The following is a 15991-nucleotide window of genomic DNA, read 5'->3' as shown; positions in this document are numbered from 1 at the left end:
GCGAGCGTTCGGCAGGTAGAGACGCCCGCCGTACGCCGCGACGGTGAGGTACGTCGAAGCGCGGGTCGGTGACGCGTCGCTCGACGGCGCCCGTCGCGCCCGCGGGGTCGAGCGCGACGACAGCGATCGTATGCAGCCGGTTCTGCACGACCACCAATGTGTTGCCGTGCAGCAGGAGTCCGTCACCGTTCGGCACCGCTTCGCCGCCGAGTTCGATCTGCCGGGTCGCGCCGGTCGACGGGTCGACGCGAAAGAGCTTGCCGGTCACTGACTGCACGATGATCAACCCCGTGCCGTCCGGGGTGCGCACGATGCCGTTGGCGTTGATCGCTCCTGGCACCTGAACGATGTCGCCGGTCAGCGGGCGGCGCACCACGGCGGCGGGCGACGGCAAACTGCCGTCGTCGCCGACGGGCAGGTGGTAGAGCACGGGCGTGCGCGAGTCGGTGAACCACGCGCCGGCGGGCGTGAGGACCACGTCGTTGACGAACGTGTCCGGCGGCGTCGCGAGCCGGTAGCCGGCCAGCAGCGAGCCAGTCCGGGTATCGACGACGCGGGCGTCACCCCCGGTGCCGCCCGCGACGAACAACCGATCGTGGTCGTCGACCGCGAGTCCCAGCGACGGCGTCCCAGGGCCGGGGCTCAGGATGGCACCCCGGCCGGTCAGCAGGCTCGCGGCGTAGACGGAACCGTCTGCGCGAGAACCGAAGTAGGCCACCGGCAACGTCCCGATCGCGATGCCCTCCGGCTGGAATCCGGCGGGCAGGTCGATCGTGACGGGATACGCCAAATGGTGGTCCGCCCGGTCCGCGGGCACCAGCGCTGTCACGCCGAAGCACGTCAGCGCGACCGAGATACCGAGGACTCGCCTCATCGCACCCTTTCCTCCGTCGCCGATCTTGCTAGTAGCCGACTGTGAAATGTTCGCTGCCGACGGGGTTTTCGAGCTCGTCCAGGACCGCGACGGCGAGGTCTTCGGCCGAGATCCGGGATGTGCCGTCGGCGCCGACGAGGAGCGTGGTGGCACCGCGCCGGTATTTCCCGGTGCGAGAACCGGGTTCGAGGAGGGCGGGCGGACTGAGGTAGACCCAATCGGCCGGGTGCGCTCGGCAGGCTTCCAGTTGCGCCGCGCTCGCGGCCGCGATGGCGCGAATCGCTTCCGGTACGTACTCCGGACTGTCGATGACGAGCCGATCGGGGTGCCGTGGGAGCCGCAACGGAGCGGCGCCGCCGACGAAGAGGATGCGGGTCCCGGCTGTCGCGGCCGCGTCGAGCAGTGCGGTCGTGGTCGTCGCCGCCGTGTGCTCGTTGCCGTCGGCGGGACGGGTCGCGGCGACGATCGCGTCGGCGCCGTGGAACAGTCCGCTCATGCGGTCGGGGTCGTTCGCGTCGCCCTCGACGGCCGGCACGCCAGGAGGCAGGGCGGTGGGCCGCCGGGACCGGAATACCGCGATCTGGTCGTGGCCCCGGCGCGCGGCTTCGGCGACGACGCGCGAGCCGACCATGCCGGTGGCTCCGACGACGGCGATCTTCATTCTGGTGTCCTATCGGTTGTTGGTTCGGGCAGCTGTCCAGCGACGATCGCGGCGAGCGCGAGCCCGAACCCCACGAGTTGAATCGGACCGAGTGTCTGGCCGAGCAGGACCGCGCCGAGCACTGCGGCGACAAGCGGCGAGAGCAGGACGAGAACCGCGACCGAGGAGACGGGCAAGGTGCCGAGGCCGCGGAACCACAGCACGTAGGCGATCAGACCGCCGACCAGACCCAGCCAGAGGTAGCCGAGCGCGGCGGTCGGGTCGATCGCCGGAGGCGGGCCCTCGACGAGAAGGGTGACGGGAAGCAGGAAGAGGCCACCCGCGGTGAGCTGCCACGCGGCGAACGCGGTGGCGCCGACTTCGGCGGGGCGTCCCCAGCGCTTGGTGAGGGTCAGCCCGAACGCCATCGAGGCCGCGCTGCCCAGACCCGCCACGATCCCGGTGAAGTCGAGTGCCGCACTCGGACCGAGCACCACCAAGCTGACGCCGACCACGCCGGTCACTCCCCACGCGAGGCGCCAAGCGGACGGACGCTCGTGCAGCACAGCCACGGCCAGTAGGGCGACAATGAGCGGCTGGGCCGCGGCCAAGGTGGCGGCAACGCCGCCCGGCAGGCGTTCGGCCGAGACGAACAGCAGCGCGGTGAGCAGGCCGATGTTCAGCACGCCGAGTGCCGCGGCTTTCCACCACCACGCGCCGCGCGGCAGCGTCCGGGTGATGGCCAGCGCGATCACACCGGCGGGCAACGCGCGAAGGAGACCCGCGAACAGCGGGTGTCCCGGTGGGAGAAGCGGCAATCAATGAGTCCAACACATGTTTGTCACTTCATCGATCGCGATCCACGATTGATTCATGGAGCTTCAGCAGATGCGCTACGTGGTCGCCGTCGCCGAGACGAGCAGCTTCACCCGCGCCGCCGAACGGTGTCTGGTGGTCCAGTCCGCGCTCAGTCACCAAATCGCCCGTCTGGAAAGGGAACTCGGTGCGCGGCTGTTCGAGCGCACCAGCCGCCGGGTGCGGCTGACACCGGCGGGCGCTGCGTTCCTCCCGGCCGCGCGTCAGTGTCTGGACGCCGCCGAACGCGCGGCCGCCGAAGTCGCCGCCGCCGTCGGCGAGGTGCGCGGACGACTCGCCGTAGGGCTGATTCCGACTGTCGCCGCGGTCGATCTCCCCGCGGCGCTGCGCGAATTTCGCGGGCGGTACCCGCACGTGCGCGTCAACCTGCGGGTCGGTGCGAGCGAGGAGCTGACCGAGCAGGTCGAGCGGGGAGCTATCGATGTGGCCTTCCTAGGACTGCCGACCACGACGCAACCGCGGGGTGTCGCCGCCCACGAACTCGCCCGCGACCGGCTCGTCGCCGTGGTCGCGCCAGACCATCCGCTCGCGGGCGAACCCGCGGTCGACCTACGCAGGCTGTCTTCCGAAGTGTTCGTGGACCTGCCGGCCGGGACAGCCGGACGCGCCCAGTCCGACCAAGCCTTCGCCGCGGCCGGTCTCGCCCGGGACGTCGCCTTCGAAGTGAGCACCGCGGACTCGCTGATGTCGCGGCTCGTCGAGCAGGGGCTCGGCATCGCCCTGCTCGCCTCGTCCTACGCGCCACGGCTCACCGGCGTCGTCACCCTCGAGATCACCGACGCTCCCGCCCGCGTCGAGTACGCCATCTGGGGCCAGTCCACCCGCACCCCGGCGGCGACCGCGTTCCTCTCGGTTCTCGACATCCCAACCTGAGCGAGTTCACCAGCCGGGCACGCGAAGCCGCCGGTTGGCCAATCGAACCGCGCGGCGCAAGAAGGGGCGCTCTCGAGAGCGAGGCTCGAACGGGTCGTCGTCGGCAGACTTCGAGCCACGCCACTACTCGAAGGAACGGTAGGCTGCTCGAGGTGACCGGATATCCGCTTTCGGCCGAGGAGGCTGCCGAACTGTGGGCGGCGTGGACTCCCACCGAAGTCGCGGAACGTATGGCGGGCGTCTCGGCGCCGTGGTACGTGGCCGCCGGGTGGGCGCTCGATCTGTTCACCGGAGGCGATGCTCGCGAACACAGCGATCTCGAAATCGGTATTCCGCGAGAACGATTCGGCGAGGTTGTCGCCGCTTTTCCCGGTTTCGAGTGGGATGTCGTCGGCGACGGACGGGTGTGGCCGTTTCCCGCGGAAGCCGAGAATCAGCATCAGACCTGGCTGCGGAATCCGGCGACCGGGCGCTATCACCTCGACGTGTTTCGCGAACCGCATATCGGTGATCGCTGGGTGTGCCGCCGCGACCCGGCGATCACGCTGCCGTACGCAGACCTGATTCTGCGCACCGCCGAGGGCATCCCGTACTCGACGCCCGAAGCCGCGCTGCTCTTCAAGGCGAAAGCGCAGCGCGACAAGGACGAAGCCGACTTCCAGCGAGTGCTCCCCGCGATGAACCCAGCGCAGAAGTCTCGGCTTGCCGAATGGCTGTCGCGGATTCATCCCGGGCACCCGTGGCTCGAAAGACTCAGCGCGACATAGCCCGAGGCCTGCGCAGCATCAGAACCAACACCGAACCGGCACCGACCAGCAGTGCCGCGCCCGCGAAAGTCCAGTGCGTTCCCCGCGCTATCTCCGCCGGTGTACCCGTCGTGATGTCCCGCGTTCCGGCGGCGCGCGCGAAGACCGCGCCCATGACCGACGCACCGGTCATCAGACCGAGGTTGCGGGAGAGGTTCAGCATCCCGGACACCAAGCCACGCTGTTGCGCGGCAACATCTTTCATCACCGCGGTGTTGTTGGCCGCTTGGAACGTCGCGTAACTCGCGGTGCAGACGACCAACGGCAGCACGTAGCCGAGGACGCCCGCCGCCACGGGCATCACCGACAGCGTCAGTGTGGCGACGATGATGCCGACGAGCCCGACGATCACCATCGTTCCCGACCCGAAGCGGTCGGTGGCGCGCCCGGCAGGCACGCCGGTGAGCGCCGAGACCGCCGGACCCGCCGACATCACGAGCCCCACCGCGGCGGTGCCGAGACCGAGGGCACCGCCCAGGTGGAATGGGCCGACGACCAGGGTCGTCATCATGACGGCCGAGACCAGGGCACTCGTCGTCAACCCGACGGCGAGCGCCGGATCGCGCAACATCCCGAGGGTCAGCAGCGGGAACGACACCTTGCTCTCGACGACCGCGAACAGCGCGAGACCCGCACCGGCGACGCCGAGCAGGCCGAGCGAGAGCGGCCCGAACGACCCGGCGGTCACGGCGAGCGCATAAGCCCCCAGCGTCACGGCCAGCAGTACGGTGCCCATGGTGTCGAAACGCCGGGCCGAGGTTCCGGACGCACTGTCCGCAGGCAACCGGAGGGTGAGCGCCAGCGCGAGCGCCCCGACCGGCACGACAGCCAAAAAGATCGCTCGCCAACCGAATACATCGATCAGCACACCGCCGAGGGACGGCCCGAGCGCCGTACCGACGGCCGACATCGTGCCAAGCAGCCCCATCGCGCTACCCGTGCGATGTTCGGGCACGACCGCGCCGACCGAGGCCATCGCCAGCGCCATCATGCACGCCGCACCAATCCCTTGCAGCGCCCGCGCGGCGATCAGGAGCGCCAGATTCGGAGCGAGACCGCACAGCAGCGTCGCGACGGTGAACACCGCGATACCGAGCACCAGTAACCGACGGCGGCCGACCAGGTCGCCGAGCCGACCGACCCCGACGATCAGCGTCGTGATGGCCAGCAGGTAGGCGATCACGATCCACTGGACCTCGTGGAAGGACGCGTCCAGCGCCACCGCCATCGACGGCAGGCCCACGTTGGCGATGCTGATGCTCAGCGACGGCAGCAGCATCGACAGCGAGAGTGCGGTGAGCACCCAGCTCGGTGCGCGAAGGCCCACCGGCTCGTGCCCGACGCCGGGAGGTGTTGCTGATCTGGACATGAAGGTCTTCCTCCTGGCTTCGACGGTGTGCCTCGAACGTAGGTTCCGTTCCGGCCTGGCGGAAGACGCAAAGAAGTAAAGCCAACTGTGCACCGGACGCCAGGTGTGCGATCCTGTCCGCATGGCGCGGCCCGATCTGAACTTGCTCGTCACCCTGGACGTTCTGCTCGAGGAGGGCAGCGTGACGCGGGCGGGCGAACGGCTCGCACTGAGTCCGTCCGCGATGAGCCGCGCGCTCGCCCGGCTCCGGCGCGCCACCGGAGACCCGTTGCTGGTGCGCGCGGGACGCGGCCTGGTCCCCACTCCCCGTGCCGTCGAGTTGCGCGAACGGGTGCGCGGGCTCGTCCAGGAAGCCGAAGCGGTGTTGCGGCCGGTCGAAACTCTCGATTTGGCCACGCTGCGAAGGACTTTCGCGCTGCGCGGCAGCGATGGGTTCGTCGAGCGATTCGGGCCCGCGCTGGTTGCCGAGGTCGCCGAGGCGGCGCCGGGCGTGCGCTTGCGGTTCCTTCAGAAGACCAAGAAAGACACCGCGCCCTTACGCGAGGGCGTCGTCGACCTGGAAACCGGCGTCGTCGAGAACGCGCCGCCGCCGGATGTGCTCAGCAAACCACTGTTCACCGACCGCTTCATCGGCGTGGTCCGCGCCGAGCATCCCCTCGGCACCGGGAAGGTGACCGCCGCACGGTACGCCGCGGCGCGCCACGTGCACGTCTCCCGTCGCGGACTGACCGCCGGACTCGTGGACGAGGCGCTGGAACCGACCGGCCACCGCCGCGACGTCGTGACCGTCGTGGACGGCTTCGGCGCGGCGCTGGCGCTCGCCCGAGCCACCGACCTCGTCGCCACGGTGCCGCGGCGGCACACGGCGAACCTGCGTGCGGGACTGCGCTCGTTCGAATTGCCTTTCCGTGCCCCGGAAGTGACGATCTCTCTGCTGTGGCACGTCCGGCTCGACGCGGACCCGGCGCACCGGTGGTTGCGCGATCGCGTCTCAGCGGTGTGTCACTTCGAGGACGACTGACCCGCCGATGTCGGCGCGACCTGCTACCTTCCGCGGCATGGTGATCGACGGAAGCTCCGCCCACGGAGCGCCTCTGGTGGAGCGCGTGATCGAGGCGGTGCGGCAAGACCCGGGAGCTTCCATGCTCCCGCACCGGCACGTGCCGTGGGTGACGGGCGCCCCGCGGCCGATGGCGGCGGAGGTGTTGGCCGAGACGGTCTTTCCCTCCGGGCGTCCGTTGTCGCCGAGTTTGCGGGCGTGGCTGGCCTTCGACATCGGCCTGCTGGAGCGCTACGACTGGTTCGGAACGGACGACGGCTTCGCACCCCGGCGGCTCGACGAGCTGGTCCGCGACGAGCTCGGCGAGCCATGGGCCGAGTGTTATGCCCCGCTCGCCGAGCGTTTCGAGGAGTGCTTCGTTCTCCCGGGCGGCTCGGATTCGCGCCGGATCCTCGCCGTCGGCGAAACGGATTCGGAGGGCGAGTATCCCGTCCTCGCCCTGGACGTCGACGACCTGCCGTTCGTCGGTTTGATGTATCCCGGCATCGATGTCTACCTGGCCGACCGGGCGGGACTCATCCGTACCGAATTTCCTACCTACACAGCGCTTTTCGATCACGCTGCTTACAGCAGGCGGTTGCGTCAGCACGCCCGGTCGTGGTTCGCGGGAGAAGCCTACGCCGAGTTTCCATTCTGATCCGAAGCTGGACGAGGGTACCGCGACGGCGGCGCAGCCCACCGCCGCTACATCGAGGCGGGTCCACCAAAAGAAACCCGGCAGACCAGCGCGGTACTACGGACGCAGAAGATGCTCTCCGGCAAGCTGAATCGCCTCGAGTTTGGTGTACCCGGGATGGTCCGCGACGATGAAGTGGCGGCCGATGGCCAGCGCGAAGGTCAGCATGCAGCGCGCCTCGATCTCGTCGGGATCGTCGAGGAAGGCACCGAACATCTTGCGCAGGAAGTCCATTCGCTGGTTGTCGATGCGCCGCAGCCGCGCCGCGACGGATTCGTCGCGGTTGGCCCATGCCCGGATCGCGAGATCGATCCGGTGCAGGTCCTCGGAGAAGGTCAGTTGGCCGACGCGCCGGATGCGCTCGGCGGCGTCGCCGCCCTCGGCGTCGGCTTGGGCGATGACCTCCGTGGTGCAGCGGCGTTCCCACTCGTCGAGCATCTCCGCCAGAAACGCGGCGCGGCCGTCGAAGTGCCCGTAGAACCCGCCCTTCGTCACTCCGAGTGCGGCGGCGAGCGTTTCGACGCGGACCGCGTCGGGGCCTCCCCCGGCGAGCGCGTCGAGACCCGCCGCTATCCAGCGGGCGCGTGTCGTGCGGGCCACAGCGGGAATCGGGGTCACCTCCATTGATCGCCTCTCGTTTATACGGTACCGTACAAACGAACTGTACGGTACCGTATAAAAGGGAAGGCGAACCGATGAACGCCGGAAAGTCGTTGCTACGCTGGGCGAGCGGGATCATGATCGTCCTCGGCACCGGCCATCTCATCCTGTTGGCACTCTTCGCGTGGAGCGACATCACCGACTGGGTGGATCGCGGAGTGTGGGCGGCCGTCCCGCTCGGCCTCACCGACGAAGAGGAGACGGTCGCGTCCACGCAGAACGCGCTGACTTTCTGGAGCGGCCCCGGCAGCTTCGCCGTGCCGTTGATTCTGTTGGGCTGTCTCACTTGGCATCTCGCGCGGCGCGGCGTGCCAGTGCCCGCCTGGGTCGGCTGGGCTTTGGCAGTGTGGTGTGCCGTGGGCGGCGTGCTTCTCGTGCCCTCCCCGTACTTCGCCGGCACAGTCGCCGGAGTCCTGGTCGTCTTGGCGGCGCGACAGGGCGATCGGTCGGTCACGGCACGAGAGCGGGCGATGGACCCGGCCTGACGTCGCCCGGTAGCGTCACGGCCGGGCGGCGGCGAGGAGGCTATCGACCGTCCCGAGACCCCGGATCGAGCGAGAAGTACTCCGACTGCCGCGGGCGGGCGGCCAAGGCGAGGGCGGCGGCGACCTCGTCGATGCCGCCCGACAGCGGCGCGATGGTCACGCGCACCGCTTCCGGATGACCGCGATCGGCCACGAAGAAAGGGCCGCCGGGTGCTACGCGGATTCCGTTGGCCGCCAAGTGGATCAGGGCGGTGCGCTCGTCGGCGACCGGTAGCCAGGCGTTGAGGCCCTGCCCTTCGGCGAGCCGGGCGCCGTGATGCCGAAGCGCGGCGGCGAGGGCGCGGCGGCGGGCCTGATATTGCTCGCGCGCGTGGTCGACGGTGCGGGTGACGGTGTCGTCGCGAAGCATCTCGTGCAGCAGGCGCTGCAGGATGCGCGGCGTCCAACCCGGCCCGAGGACCCGAGTGGCGACGATCCGGTCGATGATCTCCTCGGGACCGGACAGGGCCGCGATCCGCAGGTCGGGACCGTGCGATTTGGAGTAGCTGCGCACGTGCAGCACCCGGTCGGGCAGCCAGCGGCCGAGGCTGATGTCCTCGGCGGGGACGACGGCTCCGGAGTGATCGTCCTCGATGATCATGCAGCGGTGATCGCCGCGGCGCAGGATCGCGACGAGTTCCTCGGCGCGCTCGGTGCTCATCGACGCGCCGGTGGGATTCTGCGCGCGCGGTTGCAGAACCGCCGCGGTCGCGCCGGTGGCCACCGCCCGCGCGAACTCGTCGGGCAGCACCCCTTCCGCGTCCATGCGCACCGGAACGATCTGCGCGCCAATGGATTCCAGGTAGTCGAGAATGTGCGGGAAGGTGGGATCCTCGACGATCACCCGATCACCGAATCGAACGACGGCCTGCAGGCTGCGGGCGACCGCGTCCATGGCGCCGTCGACGACGGTCAGCGCGCCGGACCCGGTGGGCCAGTCCGCCTGCAACAACCGCCCGAGCTCGGGAACCACCGGCGCCTGGTGGTAGTCGGTGGTCTCGGCGTTCAGGGCCAGCCGGGACAGGATCGATCCGATCTCGGGCAGCAGCGCCGGATCGGGCGTGCCGAGCGAGAGGTCCAGCCGGGCGGAGCTCGCGCCGCGGGTCATGCTGTCGGTCCGGGAGGACCCCGCCCTGGCCCCGCCGTCGGCGACGAACGTCCCGCTCCGACCGCGGGACACCACCAGCCCGGCCTGCGCCAGTGCCCGCCAGCCGTGACTCACGGTCGCCGGACTGACCCCGAGGCGATTCGACAGCTCCCGCACCGTGGGCAGCCGGTCACCGGCGCGTAGCTCGCCGCTGGTGATCAGCCGGGCGATGGCGCCCGCGATGCCCGCGGGAGTGGGGTCATCGATCTGGATTCGGTCGTTCGTTTCCATGCCTCGATCACCTCGCGAGATTTACACTTTCGGCACCGACTGAAATATTCAGGAAATGTTTACCTTCGAAGATAACATAACCAACTTCGGTAGGGAGATCGACAGGTGACGACAATCAAAGCCGCCATCACCCAGGCGACGTGGACCGGCGACAAGAAGTCGATGCTGGCCAAGCACGAAGGTTTCGTCGAGCAGGCCGCCGCCGCGGGCGTGCAGGTCATCTGCTTCCAAGAACTGTTCTACGGACCGTATTTCGGCAACGTGCAGGACAAGAAGTACTACGAGTACGCCGAATCCGTGCCGGGTCCGACGACGGAGCGGTTCGCGGAACTGGCCAGGGAGCACCGGATGGTGATGGTGCTTCCGGTGTACGAGGAAGACCAGCCCGGCGTGCTCTACAACACCGCCGCGGTGATCGACGCCGACGGCACCTACCTGGGCAAGTACCGCAAGCACCACATTCCGCAGCTGTCCGGCTTCTGGGAGAAGTTCTATTTCCGGCCGGGCAACCTGGGCTACCCCGTCTTCGACACCGCCGTGGGCAAGGTCGGTGTCTACATCTGCTACGACCGCCACTTCCCGGAGGGCTGGCGCGCCTACGGATTGGCGGGCGCGGAACTCGTTTTCAACCCGTCCGCGACCAAACCCGGTTTGTCCGAACGACTGTGGGAGCTGGAGCAACCCGCCGCGGCGGCCGCCAACCAGTACTTCATCGGTGCGAACAACCGCATCGGTACGGAGACGGAGGAGTTCGGCGACGACGCCGTGACCTTCTACGGCACTTCGTATTTCGTCGACCCGCGCGGCTGCTACGTCGGCGAAAGGGCCTCCACCGACACCGACGAACTGGTGGTACGCGAACTCGATCTGGACCTGGTGCGCGAAGTCCGCGGCGACTGGCAGTTCTATCGCGACCGGCGACCGGATACCTACGACGCCATCGTGGCGCCCTGAACCAGGAGGGACCATGGGTACCACACTGATCACCGGAGGAACGGTCGTCTCGGCGACCGGGCGCGGCGCGGCCGACATCCTGGTCGACGGCGAACGCATCGTCGCGCTGCTGGAGCCGGGCACGACGGCGCTCGGCGCGAACCTGGCCGAAACGGTGGACACCGTCATCGACGCGACCGGCAAGTACGTCGTCCCGGGCGGCATCGACGCGCACACCCACATGTCGATGCCGTTCGGCGGCACAACGGCTTCCGACGATTTCGAGAGCGGCACCAGGGCCGCCGCCTGGGGCGGAACCACCACGATCATCGACTTCGCGGTGCAGAAGTTCGGTGAGCGCGTGCAGGATTCCTTGGACACCTGGCACAAGATGGCGTCGGGCCAGTGCGCGATCGACTATTCGTTCCACCAGATCATCGGCGACGTCGACAACGAATCCCTGGCCGCGCTGCGCAGGCTGCCGGACGAGGGCATCACCAGCTTCAAGCTCTTCATGGCCTACCCGGGAGTCTTCTACAGCGACGACGCGCAGATCCTGCGCGCCATGCAGATCGGCGCGAACACCGGTTTGCTCACCATGATGCACGCCGAGAACGGCCCCGCCATCGACGTTCTCGTCGAGCAACTGCTGGCCGAGGGCAAGACCGACCCCTATTACCACGGCATCGCACGCGCCTGGCAGCTGGAGGAGGAGGCGACGCACCGCGCGATCATGCTCGCCGATCTCACCGGCGCACCGCTGTACGTGGTGCACGTGTCGGCGAAGCAGGCCGTGGCCCAGTTGGCCGCGGCTCGGGACCGGGGCAGCAACGTCTTCGGTGAGACCTGCCCGCAGTACCTGTACCTGTCCTTGGAGGACAACCTCGGCGCGCCCGGTTTCGAAGGCGCGAAGTGGGTGTGCTCGACCCCGCTGCGCTCGCGGCGCGAAGAGCATCAGGACCAGGTGTGGCAGGCGTTGCGCACCAACGACCTTCAGATGGTGTCCACCGACCACTGCCCCTTCTGCATGAAGGGACAGAAGGACATGGGGATCGGCGATTTCTCCAAGATTCCCAACGGCATCGGCACCGTCGAGCACCGCATGGACCTGATGTACCAGGGCGTCGTCGAGGGCCGCATCACCCTGGAGCGCTGGGTGGAGATCACCTCGACCACCCCGGCCCGGATGTTCGGCCTCTACGGGCGCAAGGGCGTGCTCGCACCGGGCGCGGACGCCGACATCCTGGTCTACGACCCGGACGGCCACACCTCCATCGGCCTCGGCAAGACCCATCACATGAACATGGACCACTCGGCGTGGGAGGGCTACGAGATCGACGGCCGCGTCGACACCGTGCTCTCGCGCGGCAAGGTCGTGGTCGCGGACGGCGAGTATCGCGGCCGCAAGGGTGACGGGCAGTTCGTGCGCCGCGATCCGTGCCAGTACTTGATCTGAGGAGACGCCATGCAATTCGGAGCGGTACTACAGTGCGATCCCCCGGCGGCGCGCACCGTCCAATTGGCGAAACTGGCCGAGGCGCATGGGTTCAGCCATCTGTGGACCTTCGACTCGCACCTGCTGTGGCAGGAGCCTTATGTGCTCTACAGCCAGATCCTGCACGAGACGAAGCGAATCATGGTGGGGCCCATGGTGACCAACCCGGCGACCCGGGACTGGACGGTCACGGCGTCGCTGTACGCCACACTCAACGAGGCCTACGGCAACCGGACCATCTGCGGCATCGGGCGCGGCGATTCGGCGGTACGCGTCGGCGGCGGCAAGCCCACCACACTGAACACGCTGCGCGAATCCATCCACGTGATCAGGGAACTTGCCAACTCGCGACCCGTCGAATACGGCGGCAGCACCGTGCAGTTCCCCTGGAGCGTCGGCTCGACGCTGGACGTCTGGGTGGCCGCCTACGGGCCGAAAGCGCTGGCGTTGACCGGCGAGGTGGCCGACGGCTACATCCTGCAACTCGCCGACCTCGACATCGCCGAGTGGATGATCGGCGCCGTGCGGAAGGCGGCGGAGGCGGCGGGCCGCGACCCCGGCTCGCTCGAGATCTGCGTGGCCGCACCGATGTACATCGGCACCGACCGCAAGCACATGCGCGACCAGTGCCGCTGGTTCGGCGGGATGGTCGGCAACCACGTCGCCGACATCGTCGCGCGCTACGGCGCCAGCGGTGCGGTGCCGCCCGCGTTCACCGAATACATCGCGGACCGAACGGGCTACGACTACAACCAGCACGGCCGGGCGGGAAACGTGCACGCCGACTTCGTCTCCGACGACATCGTCGAACGGTTCTGCCTGCTCGGCACCGCCGACGAGCACATCGCCAAACTCCGGCGGCTCGCCGACCTCGGCGTCGATCAGTTCGCGGGCTACCTGCAACACGACAACAAAGAGGAGACCATGCGCGTCTACGGCGAGACAATCATTCCGCAACTGCGGCAAGCTATTACGGCGACGAAGGTGACGGCATGACCGCCGTGCGCGTCGACTTGGACGCGCGCGCCTACGAACTCGACCGCAGCCATGTGTTCCACTCGTGGTCGGCGCAGGCCGCGCTGCAGCCGGTGGTGCTCGCGGGCGGTCGCGGCTGCCGGGTGTGGGACCACGCGGGCCGCGAATACCTCGATTTCGCCAGTCAGATGGTCAATGTGAACATCGGCCACCAGCATCCGGTGGTCACGGCCGCGATCGCCGACCAGGCCGCGCGCCTGGCCACCATCGGACCGGCCACCGCCAACCTGCGACGCGGCGAAGCGGCCCAGCGGATCACGGCCCTCGCGCCGGACGGTCTGGACAAGGTGTTCTTCACCAACGGCGGCGCGGACGCCAACGAGAACGCCATCCGGATGGCGCGCCTGCACACCGGCCGCGACAAGGTGCTCTCCACCTACCGCTCCTACCACGGCAATACCGGCGCCGCCATCGTCGCGACCGGCGATTGGCGGCGGATGCCGAACGAATACGCGCGCGGCCACGTGCATTTCTTCGGCCCCTACCTGTATCGGAGCGAGTTCTGGGCGAGCACCCCCGAAGAGGAGAGCGAACGCGCGCTGCGGCACCTGGAGCGGGTCGTGCAGTGCGAAGGACCCGCGACCATCGCCGCGATCCTGCTGGAGACCGTGCCGGGCACCGCGGGCATCCTGGTGCCGCCGCCCGGCTACCTCGCCGGCGTCCGTGCCATCGCCGACCGGTACGGCATTGTGCTGATCCTCGACGAGGTGATGTGCGGATTCGGCCGCACCGGACGGTGGTTCGCGTTCGACGGCTACGACGTGGCGCCCGATCTGATCACCTTCGCCAAGGGCGTCAACTCCGGTTACGTCCCCGTGGGCGGCGTCGTCATCTCCGACGCGATCGCTCGCACCTTCGACGACACCGTCTTCCCCGGCGGCCTCACCTACAGCGGGCATCCGCTGGCCGCGGCGTCGATCGTGGCCGCACTGGACGTGATGGCCGACGAGGGCATCGTCGCCCATGCCGAACGCATCGGCCGCACCGTGCTCGGCCCCGCGCTCGCGCGACTGGCCGACGACTGCCCGGTGATCGGCGAGGTACGCGGCGAAGGCGTGTTCTGGGCCGTCGAACTCGTCGCCGATCGCGCCACCCGCGAACCCGTGTCGGCCGCCACCATGGCGCGGGTGAAATCCGACCTGATCGCCAGGGGCTACCTGCCGTTCCTGGCCGACAACCGCATTCACGTCACGCCGCCCTGCGTGGTGACCGAGGCCGAGATCGCCGAGGGCGCCGCCATCCTGTGTGACGTACTGACCGCCCTGCCAGCCGAGGAGATCCGATGACGAATCCCGCGACCACCGACATCGTCGACCACTGGGTCGACGGCAAGCCGTGGACCGGCGAATCCGAACGCACCGCACCGGTTTTCGATCCGGCGCTCGGCGTCGCGCAGCGCAGCGTCCGGATGGCCACCGCCGAGGACGTGGGCGCCGCCGTCGCCGCCGCCGCGGCGGCGCTGCCCGGCTGGGCCGACTCCTCCATCGCCACCCGGCACCGGTTCCTGCTGAACTTCCGGGAACTGCTCAACTCACGCAAGGACGAACTGGCGAGCATCCTGACCGCCGAGCACGGCAAGGTGCTCGCCGACGCGGCGGGCGAGGTCGCCCGCGGGCTCGAGGTCGTCGAGTTCGCGCTGTCCATGCCGCATCTGCTCAAAGGCGAGTTCAGCCAGAACGCCTCGACCGGGATCGACGTGTACTCGGTGCGCGAACCGGTCGGCGTCGTCGGCATCATCAGTCCGTTCAACTTCCCGGCCATGGTGCCGCTGTGGTTCTTCCCGATCGCGATCGCCGCGGGAAACACGGTGGTGCTCAAGCCCAGCGAGAAGGATCCGTCGGCGGCGAACTGGCTCGCCGAACTCGCGGCCGACGCCGGTCTGCCCGCGGGCGTGCTGAATGTCGTGCACGGGGACAAGGAGGCCGTCGACGCGCTGCTCACCCATCCGCGGGTCGCGGCGATCTCGTTCGTCGGCTCCACCCCGATCGCCGACTACGTCTACCGGACCGCGGGCGCGCACGGCAAACGGGTGCAAGCGCTCGGCGGCGCCAAGAACCACATGCTCGTTCTGCCGGACGCCGACCTGGACTTGGCCGCCGACGCGGCGGTCAACGCGGGCTTCGGATCGGCGGGTGAACGGTGCATGGCGGTGAGCGTGGTGCTCGCGGTCGACACCATCGCCGACGACCTGGTGGAACGCGTCGCGGCACGGATGACCGGCCTGCGCACTGGAGACGGCCGCCGCGGCTGCGACATGGGGCCGCTGATCACCCGCGAGCACCGCGACCGTGTCGCCGCCTACCTCGACACCGCCGTCGCCGACCAGGCGCGGGTCGTGGTCGACGGCCGCGACAGCGCCGTCGACGGCGACCCCAACGGGTTCTGGCTCGGACCCAGCCTGATCGACCGGGTGCCGGTGACCTCGGCGGTCTATCGCGACGAGATCTTCGGACCCGTGCTCTCGGTGGTGCGGGTCGAGGGCTTCGAGCAGGGCGTCGAGATCGTCAACGCCTCGCCCTACGGCAACGGCGTCGCGATCTTCACCAACGACGGCGGCGCGGCGCGGCGCTTCCAGCGCCAGGTGCACGTCGGCATGATCGGAGTGAACGTGCCGATCCCGGTCCCGGTGGCCTACCACAGTTTCGGCGGCTGGAAGTCGTCGCTGTTCGGCGACGCGAAAGCATACGGCCCCAACGGATTCGCGTTCTTCACGAGGGAGAAAGCGATCACCTCCCGCTGGCTCGACCCCAGCCACGGCGGCATAGACCTCGGTTTTCCGCGGAACAGTTAGC

15 protein-coding genes are annotated in these 15991 nt (G+C 68.9%); 10 read left to right on the top strand and 5 right to left on the bottom strand.

Annotation, left to right across the window (positions count from 1 at the left end; genetic code table 11):
* Window positions 1–902: 902 nt before the first annotated feature.
* Window positions 903–1535 carry an NAD(P)H-binding protein gene (locus tag ABZV58_RS25330; protein WP_355002626.1) on the bottom strand — a complete coding sequence of 211 codons (633 nt, stop codon included), beginning with the start codon at window positions 1533–1535 and terminating at the stop codon, window positions 903–905.
* A complete protein-coding gene (locus ABZV58_RS25325) occupies window positions 1532–2332 on the bottom strand; it encodes an EamA family transporter (protein ID WP_355002625.1) in 801 nt (266 codons plus the stop codon). The genes ABZV58_RS25330 and ABZV58_RS25325 overlap by 4 nt, the downstream gene beginning before the upstream one ends.
* A gap of 55 nt (window positions 2333–2387) precedes the next feature.
* Between ABZV58_RS25325 and ABZV58_RS25320 the strand changes: the two genes are divergently transcribed.
* Both ABZV58_RS25320 and ABZV58_RS25315 read left to right on the top strand, forming a co-directional pair.
* Window positions 2388–3263, top strand: a complete 876-nt coding sequence (locus ABZV58_RS25320) for a LysR family transcriptional regulator (protein WP_355002624.1) — start codon at window positions 2388–2390, stop codon at window positions 3261–3263.
* A 152-nt stretch (window positions 3264–3415) separates the two neighbouring features.
* Window positions 3416–4030, top strand: a complete 615-nt coding sequence (locus ABZV58_RS25315; RefSeq protein WP_355002623.1) for a hypothetical protein — start codon at window positions 3416–3418, stop codon at window positions 4028–4030.
* Here the strand turns inward: ABZV58_RS25315 and ABZV58_RS25310 are convergent.
* The gene (locus ABZV58_RS25310) at window positions 4017–5438 is read right to left on the bottom strand and encodes an MFS transporter (RefSeq protein ID WP_355002622.1); all 1422 of its coding nucleotides are present in this window, start codon (window positions 5436–5438) and stop codon (window positions 4017–4019) included. The genes ABZV58_RS25315 and ABZV58_RS25310 overlap by 14 nt on opposite strands.
* 121 nt (window positions 5439–5559) lie before the next feature.
* On the opposite strand from ABZV58_RS25310, the gene ABZV58_RS25305 reads away from it, so the two are divergent.
* Both ABZV58_RS25305 and ABZV58_RS25300 read left to right on the top strand, forming a co-directional pair.
* Complete coding sequence (locus ABZV58_RS25305; protein WP_355002621.1) at window positions 5560–6459, top strand: LysR family transcriptional regulator; 900 nt, start codon at window positions 5560–5562, stop codon at window positions 6457–6459.
* Between the two features lie 37 nt (window positions 6460–6496).
* Window positions 6497–7135, top strand: a complete 639-nt coding sequence (locus tag ABZV58_RS25300; protein WP_355002620.1) for a hypothetical protein — start codon at window positions 6497–6499, stop codon at window positions 7133–7135.
* Window positions 7136–7231: 96 nt separating this feature from the next.
* Here ABZV58_RS25300 and ABZV58_RS25295 read toward each other — a convergent pair whose 3' ends face one another.
* Entirely contained in the window at window positions 7232–7798 is a 567-nt protein-coding gene (locus ABZV58_RS25295; protein ID WP_355002619.1) for a TetR/AcrR family transcriptional regulator, read from the bottom strand.
* Between the two features lie 71 nt (window positions 7799–7869).
* Here ABZV58_RS25295 and ABZV58_RS25290 point away from each other — a divergent pair, with 71 nt between their 5' ends.
* On the top strand, window positions 7870–8319 hold the full coding sequence (locus ABZV58_RS25290; protein WP_355002618.1) for a DUF6463 family protein: 450 nt from the start codon (window positions 7870–7872) through the stop codon (window positions 8317–8319).
* A gap of 40 nt (window positions 8320–8359) precedes the next feature.
* On the opposite strand, the gene ABZV58_RS25285 is transcribed toward ABZV58_RS25290, so the two are convergent.
* A complete protein-coding gene (locus tag ABZV58_RS25285; RefSeq protein WP_355002617.1) occupies window positions 8360–9736 on the bottom strand; it encodes an aminotransferase class I/II-fold pyridoxal phosphate-dependent enzyme in 1377 nt (458 codons plus the stop codon).
* A 105-nt stretch (window positions 9737–9841) separates the two neighbouring features.
* Between ABZV58_RS25285 and ABZV58_RS25280 the strand changes: the two genes are divergently transcribed.
* Genes ABZV58_RS25280 through ABZV58_RS25260 form a run of 5 tightly spaced genes read left to right on the top strand, consistent with a single transcriptional unit; the run spans window position 9842 to window position 15990 of the window.
* Window positions 9842–10690 carry a nitrilase-related carbon-nitrogen hydrolase gene (locus tag ABZV58_RS25280; protein WP_355002616.1) on the top strand — a complete coding sequence of 283 codons (849 nt, stop codon included), beginning with the start codon at window positions 9842–9844 and terminating at the stop codon, window positions 10688–10690.
* Between the two features lie 13 nt (window positions 10691–10703).
* Window positions 10704–12125 (top strand): dihydropyrimidinase, encoded by a 1422-nt coding sequence (gene hydA, locus ABZV58_RS25275; protein WP_355002615.1) that lies wholly within the window; start codon window positions 10704–10706, stop codon window positions 12123–12125.
* Between the two features lie 9 nt (window positions 12126–12134).
* Window positions 12135–13160 (top strand): TIGR03842 family LLM class F420-dependent oxidoreductase, encoded by a 1026-nt coding sequence (locus ABZV58_RS25270; RefSeq protein ID WP_355002614.1) that lies wholly within the window; start codon window positions 12135–12137, stop codon window positions 13158–13160.
* Window positions 13157–14485: an aspartate aminotransferase family protein gene (locus ABZV58_RS25265; RefSeq protein WP_355002613.1), complete on the top strand. Its 1329-nt coding sequence runs from the start codon at window positions 13157–13159 to the stop codon at window positions 14483–14485. Before ABZV58_RS25270 ends, ABZV58_RS25265 begins: the two co-directional genes overlap by 4 nt.
* Window positions 14482–15990 (top strand): CoA-acylating methylmalonate-semialdehyde dehydrogenase, encoded by a 1509-nt coding sequence (locus ABZV58_RS25260; RefSeq protein WP_355002612.1) that lies wholly within the window; start codon window positions 14482–14484, stop codon window positions 15988–15990. The genes ABZV58_RS25265 and ABZV58_RS25260 overlap by 4 nt, the downstream gene beginning before the upstream one ends.
* The last annotated feature ends 1 nt before the right edge of the window (window position 15991 follow it).

It is taken from the genome of Nocardia sp. NPDC004654, assembly GCF_040609595.1.
Taxonomy (GTDB): Bacteria; Actinomycetota; Actinomycetes; order Mycobacteriales; family Mycobacteriaceae; genus Nocardia.
This window is presented reverse-complemented; position numbering and strand designations above follow the sequence as displayed.